This is a genomic window from Enterobacter cloacae complex sp. FDA-CDC-AR_0164 (assembly GCF_003071645.1).
Classification (GTDB): domain Bacteria; phylum Pseudomonadota; class Gammaproteobacteria; order Enterobacterales; family Enterobacteriaceae; genus Enterobacter; species Enterobacter ludwigii.
On sequence record NZ_CP028950.1, the window covers coordinates 718,292 to 732,885 of the forward strand.

15 protein-coding genes and 1 pseudogene are annotated in these 14,594 nt (G+C 56.2%); 6 read left to right on the forward strand and 10 right to left on the reverse strand.

Annotated features, from left to right (window positions below):
• Nucleotides 1-153: 153 nt before the first annotated feature.
• The 5 genes from AM410_RS03475 to AM410_RS03495 are packed head-to-tail and all read left to right on the forward strand — an operon-like array spanning nucleotide 154 to nucleotide 4,457.
• Nucleotides 154-1,896: a class I mannose-6-phosphate isomerase gene (locus tag AM410_RS03475; protein WP_108647497.1), complete on the forward strand. Its 1,743-nt coding sequence runs from the start codon at nucleotides 154-156 to the stop codon at nucleotides 1,894-1,896.
• Nucleotides 1,897-1,898: 2 nt separating this feature from the next.
• Nucleotides 1,899-2,327, forward strand: coding sequence for a PTS sugar transporter subunit IIA (locus AM410_RS03480; RefSeq protein ID WP_025205457.1), 429 nt, complete (start codon nucleotides 1,899-1,901; stop codon nucleotides 2,325-2,327).
• Nucleotides 2,328-2,336: 9 nt separating this feature from the next.
• Nucleotides 2,337-2,831 (forward strand): PTS system mannose/fructose/N-acetylgalactosamine-transporter subunit IIB, encoded by a 495-nt coding sequence (locus AM410_RS03485; RefSeq protein ID WP_025205458.1) that lies wholly within the window; start codon nucleotides 2,337-2,339, stop codon nucleotides 2,829-2,831.
• A gap of 10 nt (nucleotides 2,832-2,841) precedes the next feature.
• Nucleotides 2,842-3,639: a PTS mannose/fructose/sorbose/N-acetylgalactosamine transporter subunit IIC gene (locus tag AM410_RS03490; protein WP_025205460.1), complete on the forward strand. Its 798-nt coding sequence runs from the start codon at nucleotides 2,842-2,844 to the stop codon at nucleotides 3,637-3,639.
• Nucleotides 3,639-4,457: a PTS system mannose/fructose/sorbose family transporter subunit IID gene (locus AM410_RS03495; RefSeq protein WP_025205463.1), complete on the forward strand. Its 819-nt coding sequence runs from the start codon at nucleotides 3,639-3,641 to the stop codon at nucleotides 4,455-4,457. The genes AM410_RS03490 and AM410_RS03495 overlap by 1 nt, the downstream gene beginning before the upstream one ends.
• A gap of 26 nt (nucleotides 4,458-4,483) precedes the next feature.
• Here AM410_RS03495 and AM410_RS03500 read toward each other — a convergent pair whose 3' ends face one another.
• The 8 genes and pseudogenes from AM410_RS03500 to AM410_RS24070 all read right to left on the reverse strand — a co-directional run bounded on the left by AM410_RS03500 (nucleotide 4,484) and on the right by AM410_RS24070 (nucleotide 11,969).
• Nucleotides 4,484-5,254 carry a glucose-6-phosphate isomerase family protein gene (locus tag AM410_RS03500; RefSeq protein WP_073397153.1) on the reverse strand — a complete coding sequence of 257 codons (771 nt, stop codon included), beginning with the start codon at nucleotides 5,252-5,254 and terminating at the stop codon, nucleotides 4,484-4,486.
• Nucleotides 5,247-5,801 carry a glucose-6-phosphate isomerase family protein gene (locus AM410_RS03505; RefSeq protein ID WP_047955031.1) on the reverse strand — a complete coding sequence of 185 codons (555 nt, stop codon included), beginning with the start codon at nucleotides 5,799-5,801 and terminating at the stop codon, nucleotides 5,247-5,249. The genes AM410_RS03500 and AM410_RS03505 overlap by 8 nt, the downstream gene beginning before the upstream one ends.
• A 158-nt stretch (nucleotides 5,802-5,959) precedes the next feature.
• A complete protein-coding gene (gene ispH / locus AM410_RS03510; protein ID WP_020882547.1) occupies nucleotides 5,960-6,910 on the reverse strand; it encodes a 4-hydroxy-3-methylbut-2-enyl diphosphate reductase in 951 nt (316 codons plus the stop codon).
• A gap of 1 nt (nucleotide 6,911) precedes the next feature.
• On the reverse strand, nucleotides 6,912-7,361 hold the full coding sequence (gene fkpB / locus AM410_RS03515; RefSeq protein ID WP_020882546.1) for an FKBP-type peptidyl-prolyl cis-trans isomerase: 450 nt from the start codon (nucleotides 7,359-7,361) through the stop codon (nucleotides 6,912-6,914).
• A 92-nt stretch (nucleotides 7,362-7,453) separates the two neighbouring features.
• Nucleotides 7,454-7,954: a signal peptidase II gene (gene lspA / locus AM410_RS03520; RefSeq protein WP_020882545.1), complete on the reverse strand. Its 501-nt coding sequence runs from the start codon at nucleotides 7,952-7,954 to the stop codon at nucleotides 7,454-7,456.
• Nucleotides 7,954-10,770, reverse strand: a complete 2,817-nt coding sequence (gene ileS / locus AM410_RS03525; protein WP_073397151.1) for an isoleucine--tRNA ligase — start codon at nucleotides 10,768-10,770, stop codon at nucleotides 7,954-7,956. Before ileS ends, lspA begins: the two co-directional genes overlap by 1 nt.
• 34 nt (nucleotides 10,771-10,804) lie before the next feature.
• A complete protein-coding gene (gene ribF / locus AM410_RS03530; RefSeq protein ID WP_014168574.1) occupies nucleotides 10,805-11,743 on the reverse strand; it encodes a bifunctional riboflavin kinase/FAD synthetase in 939 nt (312 codons plus the stop codon).
• A 7-nt stretch (nucleotides 11,744-11,750) separates the two neighbouring features.
• A pseudogene (locus tag AM410_RS24070) lies at nucleotides 11,751-11,969 on the reverse strand (DUF2575 domain-containing protein).
• 102 nt (nucleotides 11,970-12,071) lie between these two features.
• On the opposite strand from AM410_RS24070, the gene rpsT reads away from it, so the two are divergent.
• On the forward strand, nucleotides 12,072-12,335 hold the full coding sequence (gene rpsT, locus AM410_RS03540) for a 30S ribosomal protein S20 (protein ID WP_008502037.1): 264 nt from the start codon (nucleotides 12,072-12,074) through the stop codon (nucleotides 12,333-12,335).
• Nucleotides 12,336-12,394: 59 nt separating this feature from the next.
• Here rpsT and nhaR read toward each other — a convergent pair whose 3' ends face one another.
• Together nhaR and nhaA are read right to left on the reverse strand one after the other, a co-directional pair.
• Nucleotides 12,395-13,294: a transcriptional activator NhaR gene (gene nhaR, locus AM410_RS03545; protein ID WP_014168572.1), complete on the reverse strand. Its 900-nt coding sequence runs from the start codon at nucleotides 13,292-13,294 to the stop codon at nucleotides 12,395-12,397.
• Nucleotides 13,295-13,351: 57 nt separating this feature from the next.
• Entirely contained in the window at nucleotides 13,352-14,527 is a 1,176-nt protein-coding gene (gene nhaA / locus AM410_RS03550) for a Na+/H+ antiporter NhaA (RefSeq protein WP_014168571.1), read from the reverse strand.
• Nucleotides 14,528-14,594 lie beyond the last annotated feature (67 nt).

A 14,594-nucleotide genomic window follows, 5' to 3' on the forward strand; every position in this document is an offset into this window, starting at 1 on the left:
TAACCTTAATTTTGCACTTTTGCGCGTGAGCCTCTTCACATAATGGCCGCCTTTTCGCCACTTATCGCCAGAACTGGCGGGTTAATCGCGTTAATCACCCTTCCCAAACAAGGTTAATCGAATAACCTTAAGCAACGAAGACGGAGAGAAAAGATGGCAACTTACGATAAATTCCCGGAAGTCGCAGTAGAGGGGTATGACGATTGTGCCTGGCAGGGCTGGGACGCGATTGTGCGCGAGCTTAACCACAGAGCGGGTCAATATACACGCACCGTGCTGGTCATTGACTGCTACCCCGGCGTCAGGCTGGAGGAACTGGAGACAAAACTGCTGCCAGCATTGGGGGCCACGCTGACGCTCAATGCCGAACAGATGCGTCTCGACGAACATGCTTTAAGCCGGTTGCTGGCCCGACATCTCACTGACGACCGCGTCTTCGGCGTGCTCTCCTGCCACCAGCTCGAGGAATTCATCGACCCGGTGAAACGCGAGGCGTTGCAGGCGCAGGTCGAACTGTGCCGCGAAGGGATAATCGTTATTTACGGGCCGGGTGCCGCGCTGGTTAATGCAGGCGATATTCTGGTCTACGCCGATTTACCGCGCTGGGAGATCCAGCAGCGCATGCGCAGCGGTGAACTGGCTAACTGGGGCGCAGCGAACCAAAACGAGGATATTCTGCGTCGCTACAAACGCGCCTTTTTCATTGAGTGGCGCGTATTCGATCGTCACAAAACCCCGCTGCTACGGCGTACTGATTATCTCCTGGATACCACCCAGGCGGATGATCCGGCGATGGTCGGCGGCGATGCACTGCGCGCCGGGTTGCAACACACCACCCAACGTCCTTTTCGTGTAGTGCCCTTTTTCGACCCCGGCGTCTGGGGCGGACAATGGATGAAACAGAAATTCGATCTCGATCCCTCTGCGCCTAACTACGCATGGTGTTTTGACTGCGTGCCCGAGGAAAACAGCCTGTTGCTTCGTTACGGCGCGGTGCGGATCGAGATCCCCTCTCTGGATTTGGTGCTGCTGCACCCCCGGGCGCTGCTGGGTGAAAAAGTGCATGCCCGTTTTGGCGCGGAATTTCCCATCCGCTTTGACCTGCTTGACACCCTCGGCGGGCAGAACCTGAGTTTTCAGGTGCATCCGACCACGGAGTACATACAGCAGCATTTTGGTATGCATTACACCCAGGATGAGAGCTATTACATCCTTGAGGCAGAGCCAGGGGCTCAGGTGTATCTGGGGACCCGAACGGGTACCCGGCCCGAAGAGATGATGGACGACCTCAGACGGGCCAGCCGCGGTGAAAAGCCGTTCGACGACGCCCGCTTCGTCAATCATCTTGCGGCGAACAAGCACGATCATTTTTTGATCCCCGCCGGTACGGTTCACTGTTCTGGAGCAGGAACCGTGGTACTTGAGATCAGCGCCACGCCTTACATTTTTACCTTCAAGCTCTGGGACTGGGGACGGCTGGGAATGGATGGACAGCCCCGCCCGGTTCATCTGGCGCATGGCGAAAAGGTGATCGACTGGCAACGCGATACGCAGTGGGTCGAACAGCATCTTGTGAATCAGTGTGAACCCCTCGGCGAAGGCACCGGCTGGCGCGAAGAACGAACCGGGCTTCACGAACGTGAATTTATCGAAACGCGTCGCCACTGGTTCAGTGAACCGGTGACGCACTCCCCCCACGGAGGCGTGAATGTCCTTAATCTTGTTGAAGGTGAAGAGGCGACGGTAGACAGCCCCGGCGGCGCATTCGCCCCGTTCGTCGTGCACTACGCAGAAACGTTTATCGTCCCCGCTGACGCAGGCGAATACCGTATTTCTCCGTCAGGGCCGAGCTGCGGTAAATCCATTGCCACCATTAAAGCCTGGGTAAGAGGTTAACCATGATTCACATTATTGTGGCGACACACGGCCCGCTGGCCACTGCCCTGCTGGAAAGCGGAAAAATGGTGTATGGCGATCTTCCTCATCGACAGGCGGTATGTCTGAACGCACAGGCTGGCATAGCGGGGTTTCGCCGTGATTTCGCTGCGGCATACCACCGCGCAGGTGCGGGCGCAGACGGCATCGTCGTCCTGTGCGATATGCAGAGCGGAACGCCGTGGAATGTGGCCTGTGAATACGCGTTTAATCCCCAGACGCATCCACCGGTCGCCGTGGTGGCGGGAGTCAACTTCCCCATGCTCTTGCTCACCGACGACATCCTGATGGCCCGGGATGTCCATGCCGCCGCGGCGCAGCTCATCGAATTAACGCAGCCCACCCTGGTTCAGGCAAAACGGGTGGAATCCGCCCAGAACGACGATTTCTAAGGAGCTTATATGAGCATTTCGTTTGTACGTATTGACGACCGGGTGATCCACGGGCAGCTCGTCACGCGCTGGGCCAAAGAGCTGCCCTGTGATGGCATCGTGGCAATTGACGATGCCGTCGCGGCCGATCCGCTGCTCTCGTCGGTAATGAAAGGCGCGGTGTCAGATACCAGAGTGTGGCTGTTCGATACCCTGACCGCCATCGAAAAGCTGCCAAAAGTGATTGCCAGCGATAAGCGTTACTTCGTGATTGGCAAATCGCCTGTCACCCTGCAACGTCTTGAACAGGCAGGCATAAGCCTGAAGAACGGCAATGGCAAAATTAACGTCGGGCCAATGAGTGCCCGCGCCAATACCACCACCATTGGCCCTAATCAGTCCGTAACGCCAGAGGAGGCAGCAGCCTTTGACTGGCTGACTGAACAGGGGCATGCCATTGAGTTTCGTCTGGTGCCCGATGCCAGTTTTTACAGCTGGCAGGACGCCCGGCAAAAACTGAAATAAGGAGCGCATGATGATTTTCGAAGCTTCTCTCATCGGTCTGCTTTGCTATCTCGGTGCACTCAGTAGTCCCTGGCTGTTTGGCCTGACCGGCGGCTGGTATCTCATCTCCCGCCCGCTGGTTTCGGGGATGCTGGTGGGCCTGATTCTGGGCGACGTTAAAACCGGGATCATGATTGGTGTGGCGGTGCAGGCCGTTTATATCGCGATGGTCACCCCCGGCGGTTCAATGCCTGCCGACCTCAATTTTGTCGCTTATCCTGCTATCGCGCTGGGGATTCTGTCGGGCAAAGGGCCAGAGGTGGCCGTGGCGCTGGCGGCGACCATTGGCATTGCCGGAACGATACTGTTTAACGCCATGATGGTATTGAACTCGTTCTGGAACCACCGCGCCGACGTGGCGCTTGAGCTCGGCGATGAGCGCGGAATTTATCTTAACAGCGCAGTCTGGCCGCAGGTGATGAACTTTGTTCTGCGCTTTGTGCCGACGTTTATCGCCGTCTATTTTGGCGCGCAGTACATCAGCGGGTTTATGGACAGTCTGCCCGGCATCGTGCTTTCGACCATGAACGTGCTGGGGGGCATCTTACCGGCCGTTGGGATCGCCATCCTGCTTAAGCAGATCATCAAAAGCTACAGCATGCTGATCTACTTCCTGGTGGGCTTCATATGCATTGTGTTCCTGAAGCTCAACATGGTGGCGCTGGTGATTGTGGGCGCCCTGCTGGCGTTAATTCATTACAACTACAAGCCGGAAGCGCCGCAGGCTGTCACGCCGGGTAGGCCCGCCGACGATGAGGATGAATTCTGATGGAAGACCGTAAACTGACCCGAAAAGATCTGCGCCGCTGCTGGCGAGCGTGGATGATGCATAACCTCTCTTCGATGAGCTTCGAGCGTCTGGAATCGTTCGGCTTCTGTCTGAGCATGTTACCGGTCGCCAAAAAACTCTACCCGAATGCCGCCCAGCGCACCGAGATGCTGCGCCGACACGCCTCGTTTTACAACACGGAGCCGCAGATCGGTGCCATCGTAAACGGTATGGCGCTTGGGCTGGAAGAGAAAAAAGCCAACGGCGAGCCCATTGATGGCGAAACGATCAATACCCTGAAGGTAGGGCTGATGGGACCAATCGCGGGGATTGGTGACTCAATGATCCCCGGCATGCTGATCCCCATTTTGCTGAGCATCGGTATGGCGCTTGCCGCCGGAGGAAATGTTCTTGGCCCGTTGTTTTACACCGTCGCCTGGCTTGCCATCATTATCCCGGGATCCTGGTTCCTGTTTCTGAAAGGCTACCAGATGGGCTCAGGATCGGTCGAGATGCTGGTGAGCAGCAAGTCAACGCGACTGCGCGAAGCTTTGTCTCTGCTGGGTGTATTTGTGATGGGCGGCGTGGCGGCAAGCTACGTTAAGCTGGGCACCGGACTGGAATTTATCACCCGTGACGGGGTTAACATCCATGTTCAGCAGATGCTTGACGGTATCTTCCCGCAGCTATTACCGCTTCTGGTGGTTCTGGGCACCTGGTATCTGATGGCAAAACGTGGCGTCTCCCCGGTCAGGGCCATGATTGTGCTGCTTGCGCTGGCGGCGCTGGGCGTCGCGTCAGGTCTGTTTGCCGGATAAGACAGCCGGGGCAATGCCCCGGTTTTTTATGGGTGGAAGTTATGCCACAGCTCGGCCACTTTATCCGGGCGAGAGATAAACTGAAAGCGAGCAGGATCGGCAATAAATTGCGTATAGACAGGCTCATCCGTCAGGCCGAATTCGCTGTAGCGACGCGGTGTGATCATCTGTAGCCGCCCCGGCAGATAATGCGTGTTGTGCTGCCAGATGATATGGCTCCCCTGCAGCAGCGGATACCAGGCCAGTCCTTTACGCGCCCGCACGGCATCATATTCAAAACCATATTCCCTGTCGCACCACGCACCGAAGGTCAGCGGTTCATCCGGCGAGGCAGAGATAGTGGCATGCCCCCAGCCAGGCGGAACCAGCACCTTTTCACCCTGCCCGGCCAGTACGGCGAAACAGCGCCCGGGATCGTCCGCAACATACTCCTGCATATAGATAATGGCGCGCCCCTGCCAGATTTCATACAGCTCGGGCGGAGACCAGCCGCTGTGACGGCTTTTACGGTGAACATGCCCCTGGCTGCGGATCGGCTCTTCACCCAGCGTTCCCGTCGCGTAGGTCACGACCCCAAACAGCAGCATGCGTTTTTTCAGCTCCTGCCGGTCTGCCAGACGGGCGACATCCATCGCAATAGCATAAACGTCTTCCGGGCCTGAGCAGTCAGGGTCCCGTAACGACGCGCGGATCTCATCAAGCTTACGGATCTCTGGCATCGGGCCAGTGACGTCCTCACCGTAGCTGAACCCCAGCGGGTGTCGGGTGATGGTCATGTCGAGCCCAAAGTTATCCATTCTGAACCTCCCAGCCACCGTCAGTGGCCAATACCCGCACGGCAAAACCGTGGGGTAATGCGGCATAGTCGTGTCCGGCGACGGCGGGCCAGACCGCGAGTGAAGAGAGCGTGGTCTCACCGGTATTGATCAAACGGTGGGCGGTAAAAGGCGCAATAATATGGACGGATCCCGGCATCACGCACTCCAGATGGGTTTCGCCGGATGTCGTCTGGAGTAAAAGCAGGCCACTTCCCCGCAGTCCAAAATAGACTTCGCCCTGTTCACGACGTTGATGAAAATGGCCGCGGGTCATAAAGAATTCCCGGCCAATTTTACCTGCATGTAAATGGGTAACGCCGACAAACAACGCCCCTTCCTGTGCAGGCGATTCCAGCATTTCGACGTCATACACCGTCTGATGCGGATCGCATTGTGCCCAGGCGTCTCGATCGGCAAACAAACCATTGAGATCGGCAAGGCGTGTGGATTTAAGAATAAGTGCGCCGCGGGCAAGTGTACCACTGGCCCAGGCCACCAGAGGCGGCAGGATAATATCTGAAGTCATCGTCTTCTCCGGCCCGAGGAGAACAACCCGCCCAGCATAACAATTTAAACGATTAACCTGCGCATCAAAGGCGCAATGTGTCAGGTGAATCACAGTTAATCAGCAATAAAAATGCCGGCCACTGACGTGGCCGGCATTCGGGTCATGCGCGAGGAAACTTACTCGACTTCGCGTGCGTCGATACGCAGCTCTTTCGGGACCTCGAAAACAATATTCTCTTCGCGTCCTTCCAGCGGGACCGCTTCGCCGCCGCCCAGTTCCTGCAGACGGGAAATCACGTTCTGCACCAGGATATCCGGAGCCGAGGCGCCGGCGGTTACCCCGACACAGGCCACGTTTTTCACCCACGCTTCCTGGATATCGCTGGAATCATCAATCAGATAGGCCGCTTTCCCCATTCGCTGCGCAAGTTCAGCCAGACGGTTGGAGTTAGAGGAATTTTTCGAACCGACAACCAGCACCACGTCCGCCTGTTCAGCCAGAGCACGCACCGCTTCCTGGCGATTGGTGGTGGCGTAGCAAATGTCGTCCTTACGCGGGCCGACGATTTTCGGGAAGCGCTGGCGCAGGGCGTCAATCACGTCCGACGTATCGTCAACGGAGAGCGTCGTCTGGGTCATAAACGAGAGACGCGTTTCATTTTTGACGTTCAGCGTAAACACATCTTCCGGCGACTCCACCAGGTACATCCCCCCTTCCGGGTTGCTGTACTGGCCCATGGTACCTTCGACTTCCGGGTGGCCGGCATGGCCAATCAGGATCGACTCTTCACCACGACGGCTGGCGCGCGCCACTTCCATGTGCACTTTGGTCACTAATGGGCAGGTGGCGTCGAACACGGTCAGATCGCGGCTTTTCGCTTCGTTACGCACCGCCTGAGAAACCCCGTGCGCGGAGAAAATCAGGATCGCGCCGTCAGGCACTTCGCTGATCTGCTCAATGAAGATCGCGCCACGCTCGCGCAGGCTGTCGACGACATAACGGTTATGCACCACTTCGTGACGCACATAAATCGGCGCGCCGTAAATCTCGAGCGCGTTTTCAACAATGCTGATAGCGCGGTCTACACCGGCGCAAAAGCCGCGCGGGTTAGCCAACAGGATCTGCATTTCAGGCCTCCAGTACCGGATCGATCTCCAGCACTTCAATATCAAAATGGACGGTGCGCCCGGCAAGCGGATGGTTGAAGTCAACGGTGATGGAGTCACCATTGATTTCGCGGATCACGCCAGGCATTTCGCTGCCATCCATAGCGGTAAAGAGCATGATCGCCCCGATTTCCGGCTCACCTGCATCCATAAACTCGCGGCGCGAAAAGTACTGAACAAGGTCCGGGCTTGGCACGCCAAACGCGGCATCCGGTTCCAGCGAAAATGCCTTTTTCTCGCCTTCTTTCAGGCCAAGCAGCTGTTGCTCAAGACCTTCAGACAGGGAGGTGTCGCCGAGACGAAACAGGGCGGGTTTGCCGTTATTGCGGGTGGATTCAGCCGTGGAGCCATCATCCAGTTTCAGCGTGAAATGAACGAGAACCGCGCTGTTGCTCTGTACGGATTTAGACATGCAAATTGCTCGCTTGTTTTGACCCACCGGTGAGAGACGGGAGGCCAGACATTCTGTAGGCCGGGGGCGCATGCGCCACCCGGCATTTACATTTAAGCCTGTTTCTTCGCGGCCGCGTTCGGCAAGAAGCCTTCCAGCACAATTAACGCCGCGCCGATGCAAATTGCGCTGTCGGCGAGGTTAAAGGTCGCGAAGTGCCAGTCGCCGACATAGAAGTCGATCATATCGACCACAAAGCCGTGCCACAGGCGATCAAACAGGTTGCCCAGCGCGCCACCGATAATCAGCGCATAGGCGATGTTATTTAGCTTTTGTGTTGCCTTCGAGCGGTACATCAGCAGCGATAGCACCACACAGATACCGATAGCGATACCTGCAAAGAACCAGCGCTGCCAGCCACCGCTGTCAGCAAGGAAACTAAACGCCGCACCGTAGTTACGTGCGTAATGCAGGTTAAGCGACGGGAACAGCGACACCGTCTCCCCCAGAGCAAAATTCTGGAGGATCAGGAACTTGCTGCCCAGATCGATAATCAGCACTACCACCACCAGCCACAGCCAGCGCAGTCCTGTTGAACAGAGAGTTTTACTCATCAGGCAAACTTACGTTTCTCGCCGTCACCGGCGACGTTGCTGACACAGCGTCCGCAGATATCTGCGTGTTCCGCCACCTGGCCGACATCAGTGGTGTAATGCCAGCAACGCGGGCATTTATCACCTTCGGCTTTGCTCAGTGCGACTTTCAGTCCTTTGAGCAGTTCGCTCTGCTGTGCATCAGCAGAGGCCTGGGCATAATCCGCAACTTTCGCACCGGAGGTCAACAGGACAAATCGTAATTCATCGCCCAGCGCCGTCAGTTTCGCCGCCAGCTCTGGCTCGGCGTACAGGGTAACTGCCGCTTCCAGCGAGCCGCCGACTTTCTTGTCAGCACGCGCCTGCTCAATAACCTTGTTCACTTCGCCACGCACTTTCAGCAGATCGTCCCAGAAGGCATCGTTCATCGCTTCGGTGCCGGAGAGATCGAACAGACCTTCATACCACTCGCCGGTGAAGACATACTTCTCACGGTCGCCTGGCAGGTAACCCCAGATTTCATCTGCGGTGAAGGACATGATCGGTGCCATCCAGCGAACCAGCGCTTCTGCGATGTGGAACAGCGCAGTCTGGCAGCTACGACGCGCCACGCTGTCCGCTTTCGCGGTGTACTGGCGGTCTTTGATGATGTCGAGGTAGAACGAGCCCATCTCAATGGAGCAGAAGCGCATCAGACGCTGCACCACTTCGTGGAAATCGTAAGATTCGTAAGCCTTCAGGATATCTTCCTGTGCCGCTTTCGCGCAGCCTACTGCCCAGCGATCCAGCACCACCATCTCTTCCGGTTTCACCATATCTTTTACCGGATCGAACCCGTTCAGGTTCGCCAGCAGGAAGCGCGCGGTGTTACGGATACGACGATAGCTGTCGGCAGCACGTTTCAGGATCTCGTCCGACACCGCCATTTCGCCGGTATAGTCGGTAGAAGCAACCCACAGACGCAGAATGTCCGCGCCCAGTTTGTTCATCACGTCCTGCGGAGAGACGGTGTTACCGATCGATTTAGACATCTTACGGCCCTGACCATCCACGGTGAAACCGTGGGTCAGCACCTGGCGATACGGTGCTTTACCTTTCATGGCGGTGGAAATCATCAGCGATGACATGAACCAGCCACGGTGTTGGTCAGAACCTTCCAGATACATATCTGCCGCGTGGCCGGCAAATTCCGGACGTACGTCAACAACAGACGCGTGCGTTGAACCGGAGTCAAACCACACGTCCAGGGTATCAGGCACTTTCTCGTAGTTGTCTGCATCAGCGCCCAGGATGTCGCGGGAATCGAGATCCCACCATGCCTGAATGCCGTCAACTTCAACACGCTTCGCGACTTCTTCCATCAGTGCCAGAGTGTTCGGGTGCAGTTCCTGTGTCTCTTTGTGCACGAACAGAGACATTGGTACGCCCCAGGTACGCTGACGGGAGATACACCAGTCAGGACGGTTAGCGACCATGGATTCGATACGCGCCTGACCCCAGTCCGGGATCCACTGCACGCCTTTGATCTCTTTCAGGGACTGCTCGCGCAGGCCTTTCTGATCCATGCTGATGAACCACTGTGGGGTCGCACGGAAGATGATCGGTGATTTGTGACGCCAGCAGCACGGATAGCTGTGCTGCATTTTCTCAACGTGCAGCAGCGCGCCGCTGGTGCGCAGCATGTCAACGATGATGTCGTTCGCTTTGAAGACGTTGATACCGTCCAGCGCCGGGTAGGTGCCTGGCAGGTAAGAGCCGTCAGGACCCACCGGGTTCGCGATTTCAAGACCGTATTTCAGGCTGATGCTGTAGTCGTCAGGACCGTGGCCACCGGCGGTATGTACCGCACCGGTACCCGCATCCAGCGTCACGTGATCGCCCAGAATCGCCGGCACATCGAAGTCCAGGAACGGGTGTTTGAAGCGCATCAGCTCCAGCGCGTCACCTTTCACGGTGCCCAGCACGGTGTAGTCGGCGATGTTCGCGCGTTTCAGCACGCTTTCGACCAGATCTTTCGCCAGGATCAGCGCCTGACCGTCAACCTGCACCAGCGCGTACTCGAACTCACCGGACAGGGAGATCGCGCGGTTTGCTGGCAGTGTCCACGGGGTGGTGGTCCAGATAACCAGCGAGATGGGACCGTTGACAGAGGTCACGCCAAATTTGGCTTTCACCGCCTCCTGATCGACCGCGTGGAAGGCCACGTCGATAGACGGAGAAGTTTTGTCGTAATACTCCACTTCCGCTTCTGCCAGCGCAGAACGGCAGTCCACGCACCAGTGCACCGGCTTCGCGCCTTTGTGCAGATGGCCGTTACCGATGATTTTACCCAGCGCACGGATGATGTTGGCTTCGGTTTTGAAGTCCATGGTCAGGTACGGACGTGACCAGTCACCCAGCACGCCCAGGCGGATAAAGTCCTGACGCTGACCGTCAACCTGCGTAGCCGCGTATTCGCGACATTTTGCGCGGAATTCTGCCGCGGTGAACTTCTCACCCGGCTTACCAAACTCTTGCTCAACTTTCAGTTCGATTGGCAGACCATGGCAGTCCCAGCCCGGAACGTAAGGCGAGTCATACCCCGCGAGGCCTTTGGACTTCACGATAATGTCTTTCAGAATCTTGTTTACAGAGTGACCAATATGAATGCTGCCATTCGCATATGGAGGGCCATCATGCAGAATGAAGGTTTTTTTGCCTTTTTTGGCTGCACGGATGATGCCGTACAGGTCATCATCGGTCCAACGCGCCAGCATTCCCGGTTCGCGCTTGGCGAGATCGCCGCGCATCGGGAACCCTGTTTCCGGCAAATTCAGGGTTGATTTATAGTCACTCATCAGATTCTCGGTTCCGTATTTTTCACGTAGGCATTTAAGCCGGGTTTACTCGCCCAAAAAACTCGCGGGCCGTTAATTCATCTCGCGCGATTTGCGCCTTTAGTTCATCCAGCGAAGCAAATCGCTGCTCATTGCGTATTTTTTTACGCAGTATCACATCTATATGGCGACCATAAAGGTCCATTACAACGTCCAGCAGGTGCACTTCTAATTGTTGACGGACACCGGCGACTGTAGGACGTGTGCCAATATTGGCGACACCGAAATACGGTTTATCGCCCAGACCAGCCACTTCCACCGCATATACCCCTTTAACCGGGGAGACCTGACGACGTAGCGGTATATTCGCCGTCGGGAAACCTATGGTGCGGCCCAGCGCATCGCCATGGACCACACGGCCTGAAATGCTAAACGGATGCCCCAGCAGCGTTTCCGCCGTATCCAGTTCATCGTTGGCCAGCGCCTGACGTACCGCAGTGCTGCTAACCCGGACGCCACCTTCGCAAAAGGTCATTGCGCTGGTGACATCAAAGCCGTACTCGAGGCCAGCCTTCTGTAATAGCAAGAAATCGCCCTGACGACCAGCGCCAAAGCGGAAATCATCCCCCACGGCCAGAAACTGCACGCCAAGGCGCCTGACCAGCAGGTCACTGACGAAATTTTGTGCTGTGAGCGCGGCAAAGCGGCGATCGAAACGCACGCACAATACGTAGTCCACCCCGGACTCTGCCAGGTAGCGCAACTTCTCGCGCAGGCGAGTGAGGCGAGCCGGTGATTTATCGCCGGCAAACAGCTCCAGCGGCTGCGGCTCAAAAATCATCACTACAACGGGCAGGCCACGCGCCTCCCCTTCTTTACGCAATCCCTGCAGCAGCGCCTGATGACCACGATGCACGCCGTCGAAATTACCAATGGTCAGCACGCACCCGTGCGGTGCTCTGCTGAGATTATGTATGCCGCGTATCAGCTTCATGTCTGGCTCAAAACAGTGAAAATCGCCAAAGTATACCTTGTACAGCGGTTAAGGTTAACCGGCGATTGTTCGCGCAAAACAGAAAGCCGTAATGATTTCATCAGGCTGACCTTTCACAGCAAAAAAATCTGCCCGTGAACTGCGTTTTTTGTGCCGAAAAGCTGTATTCACGAGCGACAAGCTGGTAGAATCCTGCGCCATCACTACGTAACGTAGCGTCGCCAATCAACGGCGCTTATTTGCACAAATCCATTGACAAAAGAAGGTATAGAGGGCATATTCCTCGGCCTTTGAATTGTCCACATAGATCATATTTGGGAGTTGGACCTTGGCTAATATCAAATCAGCTAAGAAACGTGCTATCCAGTCTGAAAAGGCTCGTAAGCACAATGCAAGCCGTCGCTCTATGATGCGTACTTTCATCAAGAAAGTATACGCAGCTATCGAAGCTGGCGACAAAGCTGCTGCGCAGAACGCATTTAATGAAATGCAACCAATCGTGGATCGTCAGGCTGCTAAAGGTCTGATCCACAAAAACAAAGCAGCGCGTCATAAAGCAAACCTGACCGCGCAGATCAACAAACTGGCTTAATCGCCACTTGTTGTTGCTTGTTTTAAAAGAACCCGCTTAACGCGGGTTTTTTTATATCTTCAGATTGCCGGTGGCGTAAACAGCGCCGAGTAGTCGCGGTTACAGATGCGCTGTACCGCCGGATGTTGAATCATCCTTTCTGCAAATATCGCGTGATACTCCTCCATCACGTTATCGACCCGGCCAATCTCCGTAATCTTGTTATCTGAATAGAGATCGTGCACGTACAGCGTCGGTGCAACGAAGATGGCGTTATGCGCCTCCCCGAAGGCTTTCATTAGCGCCGCATCGTCAAACTCGCCGAGGATCTCCACCTTCAGTCCCTGAGAGTTAAACCAGTTCAGCAGTTTGCGCCCAAGCATGGAACGCCGGCCTGGCACCAGCAAACGACGCTCCTCCAGACAGGCAGGAAACGGTTTTTCCGGCGGCGGGTTAATGCACCAGAAGCTGACCCCGCATTCGCCAATCTTCACCGAGAACAGCCCTTCCTGCTGCGTAGAGTCGATCGGGCAGTCCGAGATAATCATATCCAGCTTATGCTGGCTCAGCTGCTCCAGCAGCATCTCGTGCGTGGACTCAAAACAGCGCAGGTGGATTTGCTCATCTTCGACCACCGCCGCATCCAGCACGCCGCTGACCAGCCGTTTTGACAACGCATCCGCCACGCCGACGTCAAAGAGCAGGTTTGACTCTTTGCGGTAGTTAACGATATCCAGCATCTCCTGGCTTAAGGTGAACATCTTATCCGCGTAGCGGAAAACCAGTTCGCCCAGCTCACTTGGCTCAATCCCACGGCCCTTGCGCTTAAAGAGCTTGCCCTGCAGCCGCTCTTCCAGCGCTTTGATTTGCCCGGTGATGGTCTGCGGCGTCAGGTAGAGCGCCTCTGCCGCCCCCACGACCGAGCCCTGCTTATAGACGTGCCAGAAGTAGTAAAGGTGGTTGTAATTCAAATGAGACATCGTGTCTTCGCTCCCTGATCGTGTAGCGGGAGAAGGTGTTCTTCTCCCGGTTTCCTGTTATGCCTGAACGACCGGTCCGGACAGTTTGACCTTCAATAAGGTATAGCCAGTGACTGCGGCCAGTAACGATCCGATAAGGATACCCAGCTTCGCCCAGACGATAAGCTCAGGCGCATGGGCACCAAAAGCCAGCGTTGAGATAAAGATCGACATGGTAAACCCAATGCCACACAGCACGCCCACCGCCATGATCTGTTTAAACGTGGTACCGTGCGGCAGTGACGCCAGCTTCAGCTTCAGCGCGAGCCAGCAGAACAGGCTAATACCCAGCGGCTTACCAATAAACAGTCCGGCAATAATGCCCAGCGGCAACATTGAGGTCAGTCCCTCAAGGGTTACCCCTTCCAGCGAAACGCCTGCATTAGCGAAAGCAAACAGCGGCAGGATCATAAAGGCGACCCACGGGTGCAGTACATGCTCCAGCTGTTTGGCAGGCGATTTCCCCTCCTGCGGCTTAAGCGGAACGAAGAAGCCGACGATGACCCCAGCGAGCGTAGCGTGCACGCCTGATTTCAGTACCGCGGTCCACAGCACCATCCCCACCAGCACGTAGATCCCGATGCGACGCACGTTGCAAATGTTCAACAGCGCCAGTACCGCAATCGCTCCTGCGGCAACGCTCAACGACAGGATCGACAGGTCGCTGGTGTAGAACAGCGCAATAATGACAATCGCGCCCAGGTCATCAATGATCGCCAGCGCCATCAGGAAGATTTTCAGTGCCACCGGCACGCGGCTTCCCAACAAGGCCAGCACACCCAGGGCAAACGCGATATCCGTTGCTGCCGGAATAGCCCAGCCATGACGCGATACCGGATCCTGCCAGGTGAACGCCAGGAAGAGCAACGCCGGAATGACCATCCCCCCGAATGCGGCAATCACCGGGAACGCAGCACGCTGACGGCTGGCAAGCGAGCCCAGGACCAGCTCACGCTTAACCTCCAGTCCTACCAGCAGGAAAAACACGGCCATCAGTGCATCGTTGATCCACAGCAGCATGTTCTTGTTAATTTCCAGCGCCCCGACTTTTAGCTCGACGGGAGTTTCCAGAAACGCGTGGTAAAAGTCGCGTGTGAACCCCATATTGGCCAGCGCCATCGCGGCCGCAGCGGCAATAATCAGGATGATGCCGCCTGATGCTTCACTGCTAAAAAAACGGTGTATTAATTTCACGTAGGCTCTCTCTTACAGCAATACTTCGGTAAAACCATAATACCAGGCCAAACAGCTCGGCAAAAGC